Raw genomic sequence first — 18,522 nt, 5'->3', positions numbered from 1 at the left:
GTCGCGCCTCAGATGCAGAGGCCGAGCAGCTTGACGTGACAGTTGCCGGACTTCGGCTTGCTCGCGGGCGGTACCTCGCGCTTCACCGCGACGACGGGCTCCTTGTCCTTTTTCTTGCCTTTGCCCTTCTCGTAGTCGCCGGCGATGACCATGGCCCAATAGGTGCGCTTGCCACTCGCATTCTTGGCGCTGGCAATGCCGACGCGGGAGGCATTGTGCAGCAACAGGTTCTTGCGGTGCCCGGAGGAGTCGATCCACTGGCCCAGCGTCTTGTCGAAACTGTCGTAGCCGTAGGCGATGTTCTCTGCGGCGCGGCCCGCGCCGGCCGGTGCGACGCGGCGGTTGAATGGGCCGAGTGTGTCGTGGCTGAGGTCGTCCTTCGCCGCCATCGCGCGGGCCTGATCCATGGCGATGCGATCGAGGGTGGCGTCGCGCACGACGCGGGCCTCACCATGCTTGAGACGGAAGCTGGAGATCAGCTCCGCCGGTGAGTCGGCCAGCGCAGGCGCCCCTGCCAGCAGCACAAGGCCGGCGATCGTTCCGCCAACCATACGATGCATCATCGTCCCCCGAGCGCCCATGATCTCTGCCAACCCTTCCTGATCCAAGCGCTTCTCGATCGCCATTGTGGAGGCTTCAAGGCGCAGATTCCGCGCTAGCTCGTCGGGAGCTTCGCCTCGAAATTGAAGCGGTCGCGCAGGTTCTTGCGCTGCTCCAGGATATCCTTGAGGAAGGCGCGATCCTGCTCGTTCTTCATCATCGGCTCGATCAGGTCGAGCTGGTTCATGGCGACCAGTTGCAGGACCTCGATGCGTGGCTTGCCGCTGGCGTTGCGTGGCAGGGCGTGCACGACCTGGATGTGCTCGGGCGGCTTCGGTCCCTTGGAGGCGGCAAGCTCGCTGCGGAGCTGGCCCTCGAGCGCGGCCTGATCGGCTTCGACGAAGGCGTAAAGCCCGACACCGGAGCGACGGTCGGCAAAGGCGACGATGGCGGCGTCGCGCACGGCGGGATTCCGGCGGATCAGCTCGGCCAGCACCGGCGCGTCGTTGACGAGCCGACGGCCGCCGCCCTCGCGATCGGTGAAGTTGAACAGGCCGCGGGTGATGGCGCGATAGACCTTCTTGCCGGTGGCGAGCCATAGGCTCGCGGCGAACGACTTCCTCGCCAGGATCTTTCGCTCTCGCGGCGTCAGCGCCTCGGGCGCGTAGGAGCGCTTGTGCTTGAGCAGATGCCGGAGGTCCTCATAGGCGAGGATGCGATAGAGCCGGCCGCGGCGCTTGAAGCACGCGGCGAGCTGGAAGTCGGTGACATAGGCGCGGCCGTCGCGGCCGACCAGCCAGTTCTGCTCCTTGGCGAGATCGTTGTGGCAGATGCCGGCGCGGCGCAGCCGACGCAGTGCGGCCTTGGCGGAGCGGAAATAGGCGACATCGCCATGGGGCTTTGCCAGGTGCAGCGCGACGCCGTCGACGAAGCCGCGCACCAGAGCGCGGCGCCCGGCCCAGAGCAGCTCGGGGCCGACGTCGAGGCCTTTGGCCCGCACCAGGGCCTGCTTCTCGCGGGCGAACAGGTGGCGTGCCAGCAGAAACGACCACCATGGCACCTCGTCGAGCCGGCGCAGCACCGCGTCGATCTCGCCGCTTTCGCTGCGGAAACGGCCGCGCTCGACGGTCGAGAACACGTCGCGCTTGAGCATCACGCCTTCGGTCCAGCGCGCCGACAGCTCTTCGGCGTCGTCTTTGGGCAAGCTCATTGCAAACTCACGCGGCGGCGGCAATGCGCAGGTGATCGGCGATCCAGCGATCGAGATCGGCGAGCGCCCGTGCGCTCAGCGCCTGCTTCTTGGCCACCGTCTTCTCGTTGCCGCGCAGCCGCGTGCCGTCGGGCTTCTTCGTTGGCACGCTCGTGAGCGGTGGAAACAGGCCGAAATTGATGTTCATCGGCTGGAACGAGCGCGTGCCCGGCTCGATGGTCTCGATATGGCCGCCGGTGATGTGACCGAGCAGCGATCCCAGTGCGGTCGTAGCCGGCGGGCTGACAAGCGTCTCGCCGCGCGCTTCCGCGGCTGCATAGAGACCCGCGATCAAGCCGACGCTGGCGGACTCCACATAGCCTTCGCAGCCCGTCATCTGGCCGGCGAAGCGCAGCCGCGTCTGTGCGCGCAGCCGCAGCTGGCCGTCGAGCAGCTTCGGCGAGTTCAGGAAGGTGTTGCGATGCAGGCCGCCGAGGCGGGCGAATTCGGCGTTCTCCAACCCCGGAATGGTGCGGAAGATGCGCTGCTGCTCGCCATACTTCAGCTTGGTCTGGAAGCCGACGATGTTGTAGAGCGTGCCGAGCTTGTTGTCCTGGCGCAGTTGCACGATCGCGTACGGTTTCGTGGTGGGATCGTGCGGGTTGGTGAGGCCGACCGGCTTCATGGGACCATGGCGCAGCGTCTCGGGGCCACGTTCAGCCATCACCTCGATCGGCAGGCAGCCGTCGAAATAGGGCGTGTTGGTCTCCCATTCCTTGAACTCGGTCTTCTCGCCGGCGATCAGTGCGGCGACGAAGCCCTCATACTGCTCCTTGGTCATGGGGCAGTTGATGTAGTCGGCACCGTTGCCGCCGGGGCCGACCTTGTCGTAGCGCGATTGGAACCAGGCTACCGACATGTCGATGGATTCGCGGTGCACGATCGGCGCGATGGCGTCGAAGAAGGCGAGCGCGTTCTCGTCGGTCAGCTCGCGGATGGCGTCGGCCAGCGGCGCGGAGGTGAGGGGGCCGGTGGCAACAATGACGCTGCTCCACGCGGCCGGCGGCAGGCCGGCGACCTCATCGCGTGCGATCTCGATCAGGGGATGATCGTTCAGCGCCTTGGTGACGGCCGCCGAGAAGCCCTCGCGATCGACCGCGAGTGCGCCGCCGGCGGGCACCTGGTTGGCGTCGGCCGCGCGCATGATCAGCGAGCCGAGGCGGCGCATCTCCGCATGCAGCAGGCCGACGGCGTTGTTGGCCGCGTCATCCGAGCGGAACGAGTTGGAGCAGACGAGCTCGGCAAGTCCGTCGGTGCGGTGCGCCTCGGTCATGCGGGTCGGCCGCATCTCGTGCAGCACCACGGGCACGCCGGACTTCGCAATCTGCCAGGCAGCTTCCGAACCGGCGAGGCCGGCACCGATCACGTGGACGAGGTTGGATTGGGGTCCTGTCATGGGGCGGACAGGTAGCGCTTTTCGGCGGAGAGTGGAATCGCCGAGATCGAGTTTTCTGCCACCAGATGCGACAACGCCCGCACGAGGCGGGCGCTATCGGTCCGTTCTAGTGAAGGGCTGAAGGATATCAGCCCTGATACTGACCGGCGGCAACGCGCGGGATGTCCGAGCGATCGAGGCCGATATCGGCCAATTCGCGATCGCTGAGCTGGGACAGCTCGGCAACATTGCGCTGATAGTCCCGGAAGGCGTGGATCATGCGGATGAGCGAGAGCAGCATTGGTAGTCTCCTGTAGTTCGATTCAGCCTTTGCTTGAGGCCTCATCGTTGAAATGAATATAGGTGAGAGTGGTGCAGTGCGAAAGTTCCGATGTTGCGATGCAGCTAAGCGCTATGCGCATGGCGTACGTAACGGATGATTAACCGGAAGGCGCTCGCGCCCAGAGCTTGGCCAAGGTCGTCCGGTGTCGGCGATAAGTGCCCGTGAAATAACGGGTTTATGTCAAAGATTGATCTAGGTCATCGCGGAAATAGGTTGCCTATAAGCGGCCAGCAAGTTCAACCCAGCAGCTTATAGACTCAAGTCATGCCTGCCTGATTCGCATAGGACGCGACGCTATTATATGAATATGGATTCACTTTCAGATCCATTTGATACCGAAAATGCGCCCATGAGCGGTGCGCTGGCGCCGCTACAGGCTAGGCCCGCTTGCCGGGGTTCGGCAGCGGCGATTCGGCGCGCTTCGGCTGGGCTGAGATCTAAGGGGCGCGTGCGAGCTGTGCGGCAAAATAGGCCACGGTCTTGGAGTAGACCTCGCTCTTGTTCCACTGCTTGAGCACCTCAAAGTTCGGGCTGCCCGGCTGCCAGTCCTTGCCCTTCTGCCAGCCATAGCCGACCAGATAATTGGCCGTGGAGGCGAGCACGTCGGGCACGTTATGCAGAAGATCGCGCTTGCCGTTGCCGTCGAAGTCGATGGCATATTTCATCCAGGATGACGGCATGAACTGGGTCTGGCCGAGCTCGCCGGCCCAGGCGCCTTTCATGTCGCCAGGCGCAAGATCGCCGCGCTGGACGATGCGCAACGCATCCAACAGCTCGGCGCGAAACTGCTCGGAGCGACGGCAATCGTAAGCGAGCGTTGCAAGCGAGCGGATCGTTGCAAACTTTCCGGTGTTGACGCCGAAATCGGTCTCCAGGCCCCAGATCGCGACCAGGACTTCGCCCGGCACGCCATAGGCCTGCTCGATGCGCGACAGCACCGAGCCGTATTGCTTCATCCTGTTGGAGCCGCGCTCCAAGCGTGGCGGCACCATGCGGCCGGAGAACTCCTCGAAACTCTGGGTAAAGACCTTTTGCGAGCGGTCGCGGTTGAGCACGCTCTGGTCGAACGTGACGCCGGCAAGCCCGGCAGTGATGGTCTGCTGCGAGATGCCCTTCGCCGCAGCGTCGGTTTTGAAATCAGCCAGCCAAGCGTCGAAATTGCCCGAGTCGCAGGCAACCGCGGCGGGCGCTGGCTGGACTGAGAGAAGGGACGCGGAGACGGCCAAGGCTGCGAGAGCAAGACGAGAAATCGTCGGAGTCATCAGATGAAATGGATTTCCGTGAATTGACCTGACCGGCAGCATAATCTCGGCTGTAACCGCGGCCAAAGCAAGGCGTGCGGCCCTGTCTGAACCGGCCAGGGCCGCACGTCACGAGATTGTCAGACGTCAGTCCGATTCCGCCACGGGAAAAGGTTGGCCGGGAAGTCGGCGGCCGGCTTGCGCGGCCGATGCGGCGGAGGGGGGACCGGACGTGCGCCCGGATCGGACGCGATCACCTTGCGGTAAAGGTGCCACGTGGCGTGCCCGAGCAGCGGGACCACAACGGCGAGGCCGAGGAAGGCCGGGAGCGTGCCGAGCGCGAGCAGCACCGCCACGATCAGGCCCCAGGCTGCCATCGGCACCGGGTTTTTCGCGACAACGCGCAGCGAGGTGCTCATCGCCTCGAACGCGCCGGCATGACGATCGAGCATCAAGGGGAATGACACGACGCTGAGGCCCAGTGCGGCGAGCGCGAACAGAAATCCGGTGCCGCAGCCAACCACGATCAGCCACCACCCTTGCTGCGTCGTCAGCACGCGCGTGATGAAGTCCGAGAAACCGGTGACGCCCTCGTAGCCGAACGCCGCGACATAGATCGCCTGCGCGGTCGCCACCCAGGTGACGAACAGGGCGAGCAGCAACGTACCGAGGCCGAGCATCGCACCGAACGACGGCGATCGCAGCACCTCCATGGCATCCCAGGCGCTGGCCGGTTCATAGCGCTCGCGCCGGCTGGAAAGCTCGTAGAGCCCGAGCGCAGCGAATGGCCCGAGCAGCGCGAAGCCCGCGGCGAGCGGAAACAGCAGCGGCAGCACCGAATAGCCCATCACCACGCGGGCGAGCACGAGGCCGAGCACCGGATAGATCACGCAGAGAATGATGGCGTGGCTCGGAACGGCCTTGAAATCCTCCCAGCCGCGCCTGAGCGCGTCGTGCAGATCGGACAATTGAATGGTTCGGATCACCGGTCCAGCCGCATCCGTGGGCTGGGCCATCGTGGGGACATTGCCCTGGTAGAGTGTGGCCATGGTCGCTTGCTCCCTTGCCAAGCGGCTGCGTCCGGCGCCGGCAAACGGCGCAAGCGGCCGCCCATTCTCTTGAAATCCCGCGATCCCGACCAGACGCGAATTCCGGATGGCATCGCGAGCTGAACGGCAAGCATACTCCCAAGTCCGAGTCCTGTCCCTCACGCTTGGGTGAAATTCGATGCCGCGGCGCAATCGATGCGGCGTCATTCTGTCGTCATTTCGCCGCAGATAAGCTGATGCTGCTGTCCGCTCGCGCAACTTCGCGGGCGCGGCGCACCAACTTCGTCTATAAGTGCCACGCAAGGCCCTTCCAACGCATTCCTTTTCGGGGAGCAGACATGAGCATTTTCGGGAAAATCATCAGCGCGATCTTCGGCGGCCAGCCGGCCTCCGCTGCGCCGGCCGGTGGCGCCGCTTCGCCGGGCGCCCCCGCAGGGTCGGCAAGTCCTTCGGCGCCGGCCGCCGCACCCATGGCTGCGGTCGACGTGGCGGCGATCGTCGACAAGGCGGCCGCCGCGCACAAGGGCGAGAAGCTGGAATGGCGTACCTCCATCGTCGACCTCATGAAGGCGCTCGACATCGATTCCAGCCTCGCTGCGCGCAAGGATCTCGCCAAGGAGCTGGGCTACAGCGGCGACATGAACGACTCGGCGAGCATGAACGTCTGGCTGCACAAGCAGGTGATGTCCAAGCTCGCCGCTAATGGCGGCAAGCTGCCGCCGGAGATCAAGCACTGACCGGACCTGGGGTAGTGCCGCAGGGGCCCGCGATCGCCGCGGGCCCTTTTGCATTCAGGCGACCAGATCCGCATCCTCCGGATGCCGATCGAGATAGTCGACGACGAAGCCGCAGCCGGCGATCACCTTCTTGCCGTCGCGCCGGATCAGGTCGAGCGCGCCCTTGACCAGCTCGGAGCCGATGCCGCGCCCGCGCAACGCGCGCGGCGTCTCGGTGTGGGTGATGATTACGGCCGACGGCGTCAGCCGGTAATTGGCGAAAGGCGATGTCGTCGCCGACATCGAGCTCGAAGCGGCTCCTGTCCTTGTTGTCGCGTACCGAAGCCGCCATGCGGGGTCCCTCCGAACTGCAGGTGCCTCCTGATCTAAGAGGCTGACACGGCCCTTGCCAAGGTGGGACCAGGGGAGATTGGCGCAGACGAGATATCCGCAAATGCGCGCCGCCCTGACCGCACTGCGGTATGGCCATGGCGCCCGGCGAGCATGGTCCCGCGGCTCGGCAAATAATTCCCGATACCGCTCTTGCAAGCCGGAGTTCGGTTCCCACGTCCTGGAAAGGACATACGCCCGAATGCGGCCGGCAGGGTCGCCAGATATTCGGAGTGTCATGATCGCCAGCCGCAGACGTATGCCTCTTTTGCAGGAGGGTACGATGTCGGATTCTGGTTTCTTGAAGACTCACCGAACGTGGGAAGACTGGTGTGGGATGCTGCTGGGCGCGTTGATCGTGGCCTCGCCGTGGTTCCCGATCCAGGATCAGGCGATCTCCGGTCACCAGGCGGCCATCCTGAACACCGTTGCGATCGGTCTCGTCGTATTTGGCATCAGCCAGCTCGAATATGTCGCCTTGCAGCGCTGGCAGGAGGTGATGACGATCCTGGCCGGACTGTGGCTCATCGCCTCGCCATACGTGATCGGCTATTCCGGTGAGGGATTTCTCCGCATCTATCACACGACCCTCGGTGCGGTGGTGGTGCTGCTCGGCATTCTCCAGCTATGGCAGGACTGGGATATGAATGACCAGGACTTGCTCAAGCACGGACAATAGACCGTAAGTACGGCAGGCCCGCCGGCCACGAGCGGCGGGCCTGTGCACTCACCGTGTCACGAGATCCGCATAGTCCGGGTGCTTGTCGATCCACGCCTTCACGAACGGGCATTGCGGGATCAGCTTCAATCCGTCGGCGCGGACCTGGTCGAGCGCGCCTTGCACCAGCTTCGAGCCAATGCCCTTGCCGCCAAGCTCCTTCGGCACGTCGGTGTGCTCGAAGGTGATGACACCGCCGTCGAGCCGGTAGTGCTCGGTCGCAAGATGACCCTCCACGTCGAGCTCATAGCGGTGATGGGCCTTGTTGTTGATGACGTCGCTCATATCATTGCCTTGCAGCTGCCGGCCTCGCGCACGAGATCGTAACGCGCGGTCCGGCCGGGGTTTCCAATCCGAAGCTGTTCCGTTCAATCGGTCGCTTTGGCGAGCCTGGAATCTTCGGCCTGCGGCTGCGGGCGGAGGCAGCCCTGGCAGATGACCAGGGAGCGGCTGACCCTGGCGTCCTGTTCGGCCTCGATGCCATCCTGCGCCTGCCACCGTTCCTTCGAATGGGGCTGAGCGTCGGCTTGCAACCTGTTGCGCTCGGAGCGGCTGGAGGTTCGTGTCGGCTGCGAGGCGGCGCGGGGCCGGTTGGGATCCTCGCCGGCGCCATCCCAGGCATAACGCGCAGGCTTGACGGCGAGATCGGATGCCAGATGCGCTTGCGGAGTCGCGGCACATCCGGCGAGCGCCAGTGACAACAGAAGGAGGGCAGGCGCTTTGACCATGATGCGGCACTCTGTACGCGAGAACTGAGCGAGGTTGCGTCGATCATGTTTAAGATTTCCTGAACGATATCGTTTGTGGTTGCGACCAACACCAATGCGATATCTGATCCTCCTGCTCAGCTTGCTCGTGACCGGCGCGCGTGCCGACGACGCAAAGCCGTTCAATCCGGCCGATTATCCGCCCGGCGTGCAGAAGGCTGTGCGCTTTGCCAATGAGGAATGCGAGAGCCAGCAAGGCGGCGAGGTGACCTTCGCGCATGATACGGTGCGCAGGATCGACCTGACCGGCGATGGCCGTGAGGACTACATCGTCGATTTCCAGGACACCAAATGCGGCGATCGCGAGACGACCTATTGCGGAACCGGCGGCTGCGTCATGAAGATCCTGGTGACGCTGCCGGACGGCAATCTGCGCGAGGTGTTCGACGGCTACGTTCTTCGCTACAAGATCATGGCAGCGCCGGTGAAGCGCGGCGCCACGCGCACCATCCGCTTCGATCTGCATGGCAGTTTCTGCGGCGGCTTTGGTCCGCAAGCCTGCTGGAAGACCAAGGCCATCACGGCGACGCCTTTTGCGTTCAAGCAGTAGGCCAAGTCCGCGGCAGCCGGCCTTGCGGGGGCAACGGCGTTGGCGATAAATGGGCTGCAATGAACGGACGGCTTGCGTGCCGCCCGTCGTCGAAGAGGAAGCCCGATGCAGCCCCTGCGCATGTCCCGCCGCGTCATGAATCTCGCCTATATGCTCACCCAGAATGCGCGGCGGCATGGCGCGCGTCCCGGCTTCGTTTGGGGGGACAAGTCCTGGACCTGGCGCGAGATCGATGCGCAGGTCTCCGCCCTGGCCGCGGCGCTCGCCGCGCGGGGCATTGCCAAGGGCGACCGCATCCTCGTCCATGCCAAGAATGGCGATGAGATGTTTGTCTCGATGTTCGCCGCGTTTCGGCTCGGCGCGGTCTGGGTGCCCACCAATTTCCGTCTGATGCCTGATGAGGTCAGCTATCTCGCGCAGGCCTCCGGCGCCAAGGCGTTCCTGTGCCATGTCGATTTCCCCGAGCACGCCGCGGCGGTGAAGGACGGTGCGCTGGAGTTCACCTGGAGCGTCGACGGCAAGGCCGCGTTCGGCGAGCGCTCGGTGGCCGATGCGATCGCCTCGCATGCGGGCGCCGTTGTGGAGAATGTCGCGGTCGAGCATGACGATCCCTGCTGGTTCTTCTTCACCTCCGGCACCACTGGACGCTCCAAGGCGGCCGTGCTCACCCACGGCCAGATGGGATTCGTCGTTACCAATCATCTCGCCGATCTGACGCCCGGCACGACCGAGCAGGATGCCTCGCTGGTGGTGGCACCGTTGTCGCACGGTGCCGGCGTGCACCAATTGATGCAGACCGCGCGCGGCGCGCGCACCGTGCTGCTGCCGACCGAGAAATTCGACATCAACGAGGCGTTCCGCCTGATCGAGGCGCATCGCCTCAGCAATCTCTTCACCGTGCCGACCATCCTGAAGATGATGGTCGAGCATCCCGCCGCCGGCAAATACGACCATTCCTCGCTGCGCTACGTGATCTATGCGGGCGCGCCGATGTATCGCGAGGACCAGAAGGCGGCGTTGAAGAAGCTCGGCAAGGTGATCGTGCAGTATTTTGGCCTCGGTGAGGTCACCGGCAACATCACCGTGCTGCCGGCGGCGCTGCACGACCCGGAGGACGGCCCGCACGCCAGGATCGGCACCTGCGGCTTCGAGCGCACCGGCATGCAGGTGTCGATTCAGGACGATGAGGGCCGCGAGCTCAAGGCTAACCAGAGCGGCGAGATCTGCGTGATCGGGCCTGCCGTGTTCGCCGGCTATTACGACAACCCCGAAGCCAATGCGAAGGCGTTCCGCAATGGCTGGTTCCGCACCGGCGACCTCGGCCACATGGACGAGGAGGGTTTTGTGTACATCACAGGACGTGCGTCGGACATGTACATCTCCGGCGGCTCCAATATCTATCCGCGCGAGATCGAGGAGAAGATCCTGACCCATCCCGGGATTGGCGAGGTCGCCGTGCTCGGCGTGCCCGACGCGACCTGGGGCGAGGTCGGCGTCGCCGTCTGCGTCGTCCGAGAAGGCGCGAAGGCGGTGACCGAAGCGGAGATGGCGGCGTTCTTGTCGCCGAAAGTGCCGCGCTACAAGATGCCGAAGCGCTTCTTCTTCTGGGACGCGCTGCCGAAATCGGGCTACGGCAAGGTGCCGAAGCGCATGGTGCGCGACGAGCTCGAGGCGCGCGGGCTGCTCGACCTCGACAAGGCGAGCTGAGCGCACCAGATGCGGAGCATCAAGCAGCCGGGCGCGCCGCTTCCCGAACGCATTCAATGGTTGGAGGCGAGGGGACGCGCTTTCTCGTTCACACTTCAGGCCGGTCTGCCGCTGCTGGAGGCCGCGCGGCGCGGCTTTGCGTCGGAGGGCTTTGCCGGCGGCGTGCTGAACTTCCGCCGCGGCGCGCTCGGGCCGTTCGCCTATGTCATGCCGGCGCTGTCGAAGACCGGTGAGAATGCGGCGTTCTACAGCGATACGTTCCGGCCCGCCGGCGTGACGCGTTTGAGGCTCGGCAGCATGACGCTCGGCACGCGCGACGGTGCGCCGTTCTTTCATTGCCACGGACTGTGGACGGAGGCTGACGGCAAGACGAGCGGCGGCCACATGATGCCGGACGAGACCGTCGTCGCCGAGCCGTTCGAGGTCGAGGCCTTCGGTCTCGACGGTGCGATGTTCACGGCCGAGCCTGATGCGGAGACCAATTTCAAGCTGTTCGGACCGGTCGCGGCTGCAAGCACCGGCGTGCGCACGACGAGCCGCGCCTTCGCGCTCCGCCTGCGCCCGAACCAGGATTTTGCCGGCGCACTCGAAGCGTTCTGCCGCACGAACGGCATCGCCCGCGCGAAGATCCATGGCGGCGTCGGATCGACCATCGGCGCGCGCTTCAGCCATGGCGGCGTGACCGAGCCGTTTGCGACGGAGCTGGCGATTACGGCAGGGACAATCGCGCCCGGCGCCTCCGGCGCGCTGGAAGCTGCGCTCGATGTCGCCCTGATCGACTATACCGGCGGCGTTGCGGAGGGGCGTCTGATCCGTGGCGACAATCCGGTACTGATGACGATGGAGCTGGTGCTGGAGGCAGGGGACTAGCTCGCCAGCGTGACGGGGCGGGTGCAAGATAGCGCTTTTGCAATCGAAATGTTCCTGTTATGTTCCGTCGCGGATGCGAGCATCGGCAGGAAGCCATGGCACGGAGAGGCAATCGAACGATCAACCTGCCAGCGCCGTATCTGAAGCGGGTATGGCTCGACCCGTCGCAGGTTCGCGACCGCGAGGCCTATCCGTTTTGCTTGCCCATCTTCCCTGATGATTTCGAGCTTAGCTTCGACAGCCCCATCACGATCATCGTTGGAGAGAACGGCACCGGGAAGTCGACCATCCTCGAAGGCATCGCAGCGCTCGCCGGATATGACGATGCCGGAGGCGGCAAGGGCTACAAGCCGGTCGATCATTCCGAAGCGCGCGAGGAGATGGGCGGCCAACTCTCCAAGGCGCTGCGCGCAAGCTGGCTGCCGAAGATCACCAACGGCTGGTTCTTTCGTGCGGAGAGCTTTTTCTCGGTCGCGCGATATCTGGACAAGGCTGCGCGCGACGCCGGCCAGGTCGGTCCCGATTTCTTGTCGCACTCCCATGGCGAAGGTTTTCTGCGCTTCTTCGAGGAGCGTTGCCAGCGCCAGGGCATCTTCATCTTCGACGAGCCGGAATCGGCGCTGTCGCCGGCGCGCCAGATCGAATTCCTCAAGCTACTGCGGCGCATGGAAGACTCCCGCATCTGCCAGGTCATCATGGCAACGCATTCGCCGATGCTCATGGCCTATCCCAACGCGCGGCTGCTGCGGCTCGGCAAATACGGCCTCGAGCCTGTCACGGTGGAGCAGACCGACCATTACCGGTTGATGCGTGAGTTTTGTGTCGATCCGCGCGGGTTCGTGGAGGCAACGCTGGGGGACTAGGTGAGGGAATCCTGTAACAGTAGCTCTCTCTGTCGTCGTTGCGAGCGCAGCGAAGCAATCCAGAATCTTTCCGCGGCAGCAGTCTGGATTGCTTCGCTGCGCTCGCAATGACGGAGTGTGGAGCAGCAGTGCGCCAACTCCCGTGTCCCGGTCAAGCTGCAACGCGTGAGCATTGCGGCGCAGAGCCGGGACTCAGAAAGCCGCAGCATCGCGGATGCATTGGCTCCGGTTCTGCAGCGCATCACCATAGCGTCGAAGACGCGCGTGAACGCGCTTATGGTGCTGCGCAGCGTCTGTGGCACGAGACCGTTATCAATTCGCTGGCGCGGCTTCACATCCTCGCGGCAGAGTCCGCCCGAGCTTTGCTGCATTCGTCACCCTCAAAAATGCCGAGGGCGCAGGGAAGGCCGGGTGCCGGCTGGCACCCGCGGTCCACTGTGCGAAGCGTGTGCTTGAAAAAGCTGCACAGCGGCATACAGGTGAAGCCAAACATCCGGCCTTCCCTGCGCAGTGGGTTGACGGCTTATGTCGTGCTCTCCCCGGGGAGCGATGCACTATTGCCCCCGTCGCCTTGCGGATGACTGACGGTGCGGGCCCGGTCGGCCCGCAACGTCACCGCAAGCCTTGGCGCACAGACCCCGGGCGCCAGGACCACACGATTTTGCCGTACGCAGACTGCGCCCGTCGTGTGCGCGCCTCGCCTGCTCACGGAGTGATCCGCCCTGCAAACCGCTTGCGCGCGACGCTGCCTGCGTCCACCACCTCCCATCCCGCGTTCGTGACGATCGCGATGCGCCCCTCGGCCCGGGTTGGGGTGGCCGCAACATGCGATAATTCCGAATTCGAGTAAAGCGAATTATTTCGGCTTGGCATGATTGACCCCGGTCTGGTGTTTTACCCGTCCGCCAACCCAACCAATGGTGTGCATTGGCTTTGCCACCGCCGTGCCACGAACGGGTCTCCCCATGGCCCAAAAATGCGCTAGCATGACCTCAGCGCGCGTTCCAAGTCGCGCAGATTGAGAAACGAGGAAACGAGATGAGGATGAGAAGCGGACCGGCGATCGCCGGGGTGGCGGCGCTGGCGGTGGCGGGGATGGCTCTGATGACCGCCTTCGAGCCGGTTTGGGCCCATGGGCCGACGCGGCAGAAGGTGCGGGAATCCATCGAGATCAACGCGGCCCCCGCCAAGGTGTGGGCGGTGATCGGCAATTTCCAGGACATGAGCTGGCTCCAGCCGGTCACCAAGACCGAAGGCGAGAAGGGCAACGAGATCGGCGCGACGCGCAAGCTGACCCTGACGGGCGGCGGGACGGTCGAGGAGGAGCTCTACAAATACGAGCCCGACATGCAGAGCTATTCGTACCGGATCACCAAGGTCGACGTGAAGGTGCTGCCTGTGACCAATTATTCCTCGACGCTGACGGTCTCGCCCGCGCCTGATGGCAAGGCCAAGCTGGAATGGGCCGGCGCGTTCTATCGCGGCTATCCCAACAACGACCCGCCGCCGGAGCTGAGCGACGAGGCCGCGATCAAGGCCGTGAGCGGGCTGTACAAGGCCGGGCTCGAGGCGCTCAAGAAGAAGATCGAGAGCGGCAGCTGATCGTGCGAGCGCTGGTTCTGGCGGCGCTCGCCGCCAGCCTTTGTTACGCCGGCTTTGGAAGCGCGCGCGCCGACGAGGCGTTCGTCACCAACCAGCTCAGCGAAGATCTGATGGTGGTGGATCTCGCTGGCGCGCGCGGCGTTGCGACCATCCCAATCGGCGGCAAGCCGGCCGGCGTCGCCGTCAGCGCCGACGGGCGCTTTGCCTATGTCACGAGCCCGGATGCCAAGGCGGTGACGGTGGTCGACGCTGCCACGCGGCAGGTCGCCGGCCGCGTCGAGGTCGGCGGCGGGCCGCTCGGCATTGCCGTGGCGCCCGATGGCAAGACGGTCTATGTCGCCGATTGGTACGCGGCCGCGGTGCGGGTGATCGATACGGCCTCGCGCAGCGTTGTCGCCAGCATCGCGGTCGGCGCCTCGCCGTCGGGTCTTGCGGTGACGCCCGACGGCAAGCTGCTGCTCTCGGCGGACCGCGACGACGACAGCGTCTCGGTGGTGGAAACGGCAACGCGCCAACGCAAGGCCGTGATCAAGGTCGGCACCCGCCCGTTCGGCGTCACCATCGATGCCGAGGGCAAGCGCGCCTACACCGCCAATGTCGGCTCCGACGATGTCTCCGTGATCGATATCGCGGAAGGCCGCGAGATCGGCCGCGTGCCGGTCGGCATGCGCCCATATGCGGTGGCGCTGACGCTAGGCCGAGGCTTCGTCACTAACCAATATGGCGGCACCGTCAGCGTGTTCGACCTGGCGGGCCTCAAGCCGGTCAAGCGCATCCATGTCGGCGACTATCCCGAAGGCATTGCGGCGACTGCCGACGGCAAGCGCGTCATTGTCGCCTGCTGGGAAAGCAACACGCTAAGCATCATCGATGCGGCCGAGCTCAAGGTGATCGGCGAGATCAAGACCGGCGACGGCCCAAGGGCGTTCGGGGCGTTCCTGCGCAGGACGGAGTAGTTCGTCACAACCCGAGGCCGCTTGCTCCGGCCGGCCGAATTCAAGCGGCCATTCCGCCAGAGCTCAATTGACGTTCTGCGCTTCCAAGATCGTGTTCTCCGGCGCGCCTCGGTCGGTCCAGTCCGGCGGCAGCCCGATTCTTTCTCCGGCCAGGCCTGCCAATCCTGGCGCCCGGCCGAATGTTTCGCAGATCGCTTCCTTGGGCGCACCACCGAGAGAGGCGCTCAATCTGTCGACGGAAGGCGGCGTGGGGACCTTCCCGAACGGGCTCTCCGCGGCAACGAGAAACCTCCCGAAATCGCTTCCGAAAGCCTCGGCCAGGTCATAGGCGTCGCCATCGCTCGATACACGCGGAGCGCTGGTGAAGGAGTTCGCTCCGCGCGCCCAGATCATGGCCGCCTGTTGGTTGCCGCTGCGGTCACGGGCCTCGGCCTCGACGGACAGGCTTCCCAGTCCGATCGGAAGGCGCGGCACCGGAATGGGCACGCCGGGAGCGACGATGGACGGCACGACGCTCGCGACCTTGGAGACGCCGGCTGCCGCCGCATCGGTCGGCGCAATCTGTGTGATGACGGCGCGAACATTCAAGTCCGCAGCCTCCGTGGGAGCTACGATCCGGAAGCGCTCGCTGAGCGCAAGACACATCGCTCTGTTGATTGCGTTCTTGATCAGCCTGCGCTGCTGCGGCGTGAACGGCTGGCTGGCTGCGGTCGCCGTGAACGCGGTCGGCTCGATGCGAGCGGTCTTCGCGGCGAGAACATCAGCCTTGCTGATCCGGAGCTGCGACTTGGTCAAGAGACCATCGGACGGCGTGAGATCGTCGTAGGAGGCCAGCGACCCCGCTCGTTCCAGCGGAGCCGCCGCGCAACCGGCGGCCATCGAGCTCAAGACCGCAACTGCGAGCCACCTCATGGCGAGGGAACGAGACCGGTCGCCACTCCCTGGGCCACGCGCCGGGACTGCGCGACGGGCAGGGGAGAAGGTGCGGCGCCCGGCGCCGAGGCGAGCATGGGCTGCCAGGTCACGTTCCAGCGCGCCAGCGTGCCACCGTTGCCATCGAAAACCAGGTCGAGAAAGGCCAGGGTGAGCTCGGCCGTCGCGAGCTTCACCTTCGGGTTGAGCGCCGGACCACCGGTGAACGAGCGATCGGTGAAGATGCTGTGCGAGCCGCCTTCGAACACGGCAAGCAGCTTGCGCGGTGTGGCAATAGCGTTGAAGACCTCCAGCCGGTCGGCAGCGGGTGAGTAATATCCGGGGATCTGGATGACGTCCTTCGTCGCCGTCACGTGCAGGGTTGGAACGGTGATCCTGCTCAACACCGAGGCAAGATCGGGTTCGCCATAGAATGGAGGGGCCGAAATGACGATGGCGGCGGCAAAGCGCGGGTCGCGCGCCTCGACCCACTTGCCGTCGCGCATCACGCGGGCGCCAACCGCAACAAGCGCCGTGTTCGCCCCATAGGAATGCCCCGCCGCCATGATGCGCCGGCGGTCTACGTGGGCACCATGGGGACTCGACAGCATGCGATCCAGGGCAAAGCGCAGATCCAGGGCTCGCGCCAGCGCCTCGCTCTCGTGAGCGGCACGCTGCAGGCGGTCCACGACGGCGAGGGGATTGCCCGCCCAGAGCGAGGAATCGCTGCCGGCATGCTGAACATGCAGGCTGGCGACGCCGCGGGCCGACCAATATCGCCCCAGATAGCTGTAGCCCCGGCGAGAGCCGCCGAGCCCATGGGAGAACACGATGAGCGGCACGCGCGATCCCGGCGCAACATCCGCCGGCCAGTGCAGGCGCGCCGGAACGGGCCGCGAACGCGCCGGATCGACCCAGTCGAAGTCGACGACCGCGGGGGGCGCGGACTGCGCCCGGGCTGGAGGCGCGGCGAGCGTGGCCGTGACGGCGACCGCCAGCAGCGCGGCACCGAACCGCCGTCGGGTCAGGCTTGTCGCTCCGCTCGCACCGTCCGCGCCATTCGCGTGCGCGGATCGCACATGCTGAGAGGAAGTGTCGCTCAACCCGTTCACCATGAAGGCACCTTGTATGAAGTCGCACCGAGTGTAATCGACGTATTGCACTTAGTGTAATTTTGCAAACTGGTCGATTTCATGGCAAAACAGGTCATGAAAAGTTCATCCCGGAAGGAGGAAGGCCTGCGCGAGCGGAAGCGGCGCGAAACGCTGCATCGTATCGCCGAGCAGGGCCTTAAACTGTTTCTGACCAGGGGCTATGATGCCACCACGCTCGACGCGATCGCGGAGGCGGCGGGGATCTCGCGGCGGACGTTCTTCTACTACTTCAAGTCCAAGGAAGAGATCCTCCTGGCGTGGCAGGATGGTGGTTTCAGCGAGACCTTGCGTGCCGCCGTGCTCGAGCAAACGACCAAGCAGTCGCCGCTCGATGCCGCAAGGAACGGCCTGCTGGAGCTGACAGCCCGCTTCCCGGTCGATTACAAGCAAACAAAAGTGATCGAGCGCCTGATGTCCGCGAACGAGTCGCTTCGCATCCGGCAGCAGGCGAAATACGTCGAGAAGGAAGCTGCCGTGTTCGCGGCGCTGTCCCAGATGTGGCCGCAGCCGCATCGGCAGGCTGCGCTGCGCGTGGTCGCCATGATGTCGGTCGGAGCCTTGCGGCTTGCGATGGACAGTTGGAATCGCGACCAGGGCAAGCGGCCCTTGGCCGTCTACGTGAGAGAGGCTTTTGCGTGCCTGAACCGGGAGATCGGAGCGGGAGCCTCGCGCAAGGCTGCCGGTCGATCCGGCGAGTGAGTGAGGGCCGGCCCGGGCTCTCGATGGAAAAGCAATACGGCCGCGCGGTGGTGTTAAGCCCGCATCGGAGCTGTGACGCCGATCAGCGCCGGCGCGATGTCACGGATGTGCTCGAACACATGGTCGGGCCGAAGCGCCGTTAGCGCCGCCGGTGCCGCATAGCCCCAGCACACCGCGCCGCAGGCGATCCCGACCGCCCGCGCCGCGTCGATGTCGCGGACCTCGTCGCCGATCGAGATCACCCTGCTAGGCGCGACGCCGGCGCGGCGGATGACCCGGCGGAATTTCGCGGCCTTGCCGAACAGCGACGCTGCGCAGTCGAAATGCGAGAACAGCGCTGCGGCGTCCCCGAGCTTCTCGCGCGCATTGGCCTCGCTGTCGGACGTCACCAGCGCCAGCTGCACGCCGTTCTCGGCCAGCGTTCGCAGCATCGTCTCGACGTCTGCGAACAGCGAAATCTCGGAAGCCGCCTCCGCCTTCAGCCGCCGCGCATGCCGCGCGATCGCCGGCAGCTTCCACATGGGCACTTCGAGCTTGGCGAGGATCTCGCGCGACGAGGCGTGGCGCAGCTCCTCGACATCCTCGTCCTTTACGCGGCGAAAGCCGAAGCGGTCCGCGACGTCGTTGATGGTGCGCAGGAACCACGGGAAGCTGTCGGCGAGGGTACCGTCGAGATCGAATATGGCGAGGGAATAGGGCATGAGGCCGGATTTTGAGCTCGCTGACAAGCGTGAGGTCGCCTGCTAATATTCGTGGAGTTCGAGGACAGCCATGCGACACGAGCGGATCGAAATCAACCCTGCGATCGGCCGTTACGTCGT

Annotated in this window: 20 protein-coding genes and 1 pseudogene; 9 read left to right on the top strand and 12 right to left on the bottom strand. The window is 65.1% G+C overall.

Features of this window, described 5'->3' with window-relative positions:
- Positions 1-8: 8 nt before the first annotated feature.
- From I6F37_RS00430 to I6F37_RS00405, 6 genes are all read right to left on the bottom strand, one after another.
- A complete protein-coding gene (locus tag I6F37_RS00430; RefSeq protein WP_036028219.1) occupies positions 9-560 on the bottom strand; it encodes a CAP domain-containing protein in 552 nt (183 codons plus the stop codon).
- Positions 561-655: 95 nt separating this feature from the next.
- Entirely contained in the window at positions 656-1,750 is a 1,095-nt protein-coding gene (locus I6F37_RS00425) for a serine/threonine protein kinase (protein WP_225150008.1), read from the bottom strand.
- Positions 1,751-1,757: 7 nt separating this feature from the next.
- Complete coding sequence (gene trmFO / locus I6F37_RS00420; protein ID WP_225150006.1) at positions 1,758-3,185, bottom strand: methylenetetrahydrofolate--tRNA-(uracil(54)-C(5))-methyltransferase (FADH(2)-oxidizing) TrmFO; 1,428 nt, start codon at positions 3,183-3,185, stop codon at positions 1,758-1,760.
- 127 nt (positions 3,186-3,312) lie between these two features.
- Positions 3,313-3,465, bottom strand: a complete 153-nt coding sequence (locus tag I6F37_RS00415) for a DUF1127 domain-containing protein (protein WP_140979519.1) — start codon at positions 3,463-3,465, stop codon at positions 3,313-3,315.
- A gap of 479 nt (positions 3,466-3,944) precedes the next feature.
- Positions 3,945-4,769, bottom strand: a complete 825-nt coding sequence (locus tag I6F37_RS00410; RefSeq protein ID WP_225150004.1) for a lytic murein transglycosylase — start codon at positions 4,767-4,769, stop codon at positions 3,945-3,947.
- A 119-nt stretch (positions 4,770-4,888) separates the two neighbouring features.
- Positions 4,889-5,797, bottom strand: coding sequence for a DUF2189 domain-containing protein (locus I6F37_RS00405; protein WP_225150002.1), 909 nt, complete (start codon positions 5,795-5,797; stop codon positions 4,889-4,891).
- A 338-nt stretch (positions 5,798-6,135) separates the two neighbouring features.
- Here I6F37_RS00405 and I6F37_RS00400 point away from each other — a divergent pair, with 338 nt between their 5' ends.
- Positions 6,136-6,534 carry a DUF3597 domain-containing protein gene (locus I6F37_RS00400; protein ID WP_036028199.1) on the top strand — a complete coding sequence of 133 codons (399 nt, stop codon included), beginning with the start codon at positions 6,136-6,138 and terminating at the stop codon, positions 6,532-6,534.
- A gap of 54 nt (positions 6,535-6,588) precedes the next feature.
- Here I6F37_RS00400 and I6F37_RS00395 read toward each other — a convergent pair.
- Positions 6,589-6,865, bottom strand: a pseudogene (locus I6F37_RS00395) (GNAT family N-acetyltransferase).
- A 276-nt stretch (positions 6,866-7,141) separates the two neighbouring features.
- On the opposite strand from I6F37_RS00395, the gene I6F37_RS00390 reads away from it, so the two are divergent.
- On the top strand, positions 7,142-7,582 hold the full coding sequence (locus tag I6F37_RS00390) for an SPW repeat protein (RefSeq protein WP_306469064.1): 441 nt from the start codon (positions 7,142-7,144) through the stop codon (positions 7,580-7,582).
- Positions 7,583-7,630: 48 nt separating this feature from the next.
- Here the strand turns inward: I6F37_RS00390 and I6F37_RS00385 are convergent, their stop codons facing one another.
- Complete coding sequence (locus I6F37_RS00385; protein WP_036028195.1) at positions 7,631-7,906, bottom strand: GNAT family N-acetyltransferase; 276 nt, start codon at positions 7,904-7,906, stop codon at positions 7,631-7,633.
- A gap of 83 nt (positions 7,907-7,989) precedes the next feature.
- Positions 7,990-8,349: a hypothetical protein gene (locus tag I6F37_RS00380; protein ID WP_109143671.1), complete on the bottom strand. Its 360-nt coding sequence runs from the start codon at positions 8,347-8,349 to the stop codon at positions 7,990-7,992.
- Between the two features lie 94 nt (positions 8,350-8,443).
- On the opposite strand from I6F37_RS00380, the gene I6F37_RS00375 reads away from it, so the two are divergent.
- From I6F37_RS00375 to I6F37_RS00350, 6 genes are all read left to right on the top strand, one after another.
- The gene (locus tag I6F37_RS00375) at positions 8,444-8,938 is read left to right on the top strand and encodes a hypothetical protein (RefSeq protein WP_225133680.1); all 495 of its coding nucleotides are present in this window, start codon (positions 8,444-8,446) and stop codon (positions 8,936-8,938) included.
- A 105-nt stretch (positions 8,939-9,043) separates the two neighbouring features.
- Positions 9,044-10,645, top strand: coding sequence for an acyl-CoA synthetase (locus I6F37_RS00370; protein WP_225150000.1), 1,602 nt, complete (start codon positions 9,044-9,046; stop codon positions 10,643-10,645).
- Between the two features lie 9 nt (positions 10,646-10,654).
- The gene (locus I6F37_RS00365) at positions 10,655-11,515 is read left to right on the top strand and encodes a DUF296 domain-containing protein (protein WP_225149998.1); all 861 of its coding nucleotides are present in this window, start codon (positions 10,655-10,657) and stop codon (positions 11,513-11,515) included.
- Between the two features lie 95 nt (positions 11,516-11,610).
- Entirely contained in the window at positions 11,611-12,378 is a 768-nt protein-coding gene (locus I6F37_RS00360) for an AAA family ATPase (RefSeq protein WP_225147092.1), read from the top strand.
- Between the two features lie 1,038 nt (positions 12,379-13,416).
- Positions 13,417-13,980 (top strand): SRPBCC family protein, encoded by a 564-nt coding sequence (locus tag I6F37_RS00355; RefSeq protein WP_036044199.1) that lies wholly within the window; start codon positions 13,417-13,419, stop codon positions 13,978-13,980.
- 2 nt (positions 13,981-13,982) lie between these two features.
- Positions 13,983-14,936 (top strand): cytochrome D1 domain-containing protein, encoded by a 954-nt coding sequence (locus I6F37_RS00350; protein WP_225149996.1) that lies wholly within the window; start codon positions 13,983-13,985, stop codon positions 14,934-14,936.
- Between the two features lie 63 nt (positions 14,937-14,999).
- On the opposite strand, the gene I6F37_RS00345 is transcribed toward I6F37_RS00350, so the two are convergent.
- Complete coding sequence (locus I6F37_RS00345) at positions 15,000-15,815, bottom strand: DUF3313 domain-containing protein (RefSeq protein ID WP_306469099.1); 816 nt, start codon at positions 15,813-15,815, stop codon at positions 15,000-15,002.
- Positions 15,816-15,844: 29 nt separating this feature from the next.
- Entirely contained in the window at positions 15,845-16,951 is a 1,107-nt protein-coding gene (locus I6F37_RS00340; protein ID WP_225149994.1) for an acetylhydrolase, read from the bottom strand.
- Positions 16,952-17,056: 105 nt separating this feature from the next.
- Here I6F37_RS00340 and I6F37_RS00335 point away from each other — a divergent pair, with 105 nt between their 5' ends.
- Positions 17,057-17,701 (top strand): TetR/AcrR family transcriptional regulator, encoded by a 645-nt coding sequence (locus I6F37_RS00335; RefSeq protein ID WP_225149992.1) that lies wholly within the window; start codon positions 17,057-17,059, stop codon positions 17,699-17,701.
- Between the two features lie 53 nt (positions 17,702-17,754).
- Here I6F37_RS00335 and I6F37_RS00330 read toward each other — a convergent pair whose 3' ends face one another.
- Positions 17,755-18,402 (bottom strand): HAD-IA family hydrolase, encoded by a 648-nt coding sequence (locus I6F37_RS00330; protein ID WP_036012680.1) that lies wholly within the window; start codon positions 18,400-18,402, stop codon positions 17,755-17,757.
- Positions 18,403-18,522 lie beyond the last annotated feature (120 nt).

Source organism: Bradyrhizobium sp. NBAIM08 (assembly GCF_020193935.1).
GTDB classification, from domain to species: Bacteria; Pseudomonadota; Alphaproteobacteria; order Rhizobiales; family Xanthobacteraceae; genus Bradyrhizobium; species Bradyrhizobium yuanmingense.
The sequence above is the reverse complement of the archived record's forward strand: the minus strand, read 5'-3'. Positions and strand labels throughout refer to the sequence as shown.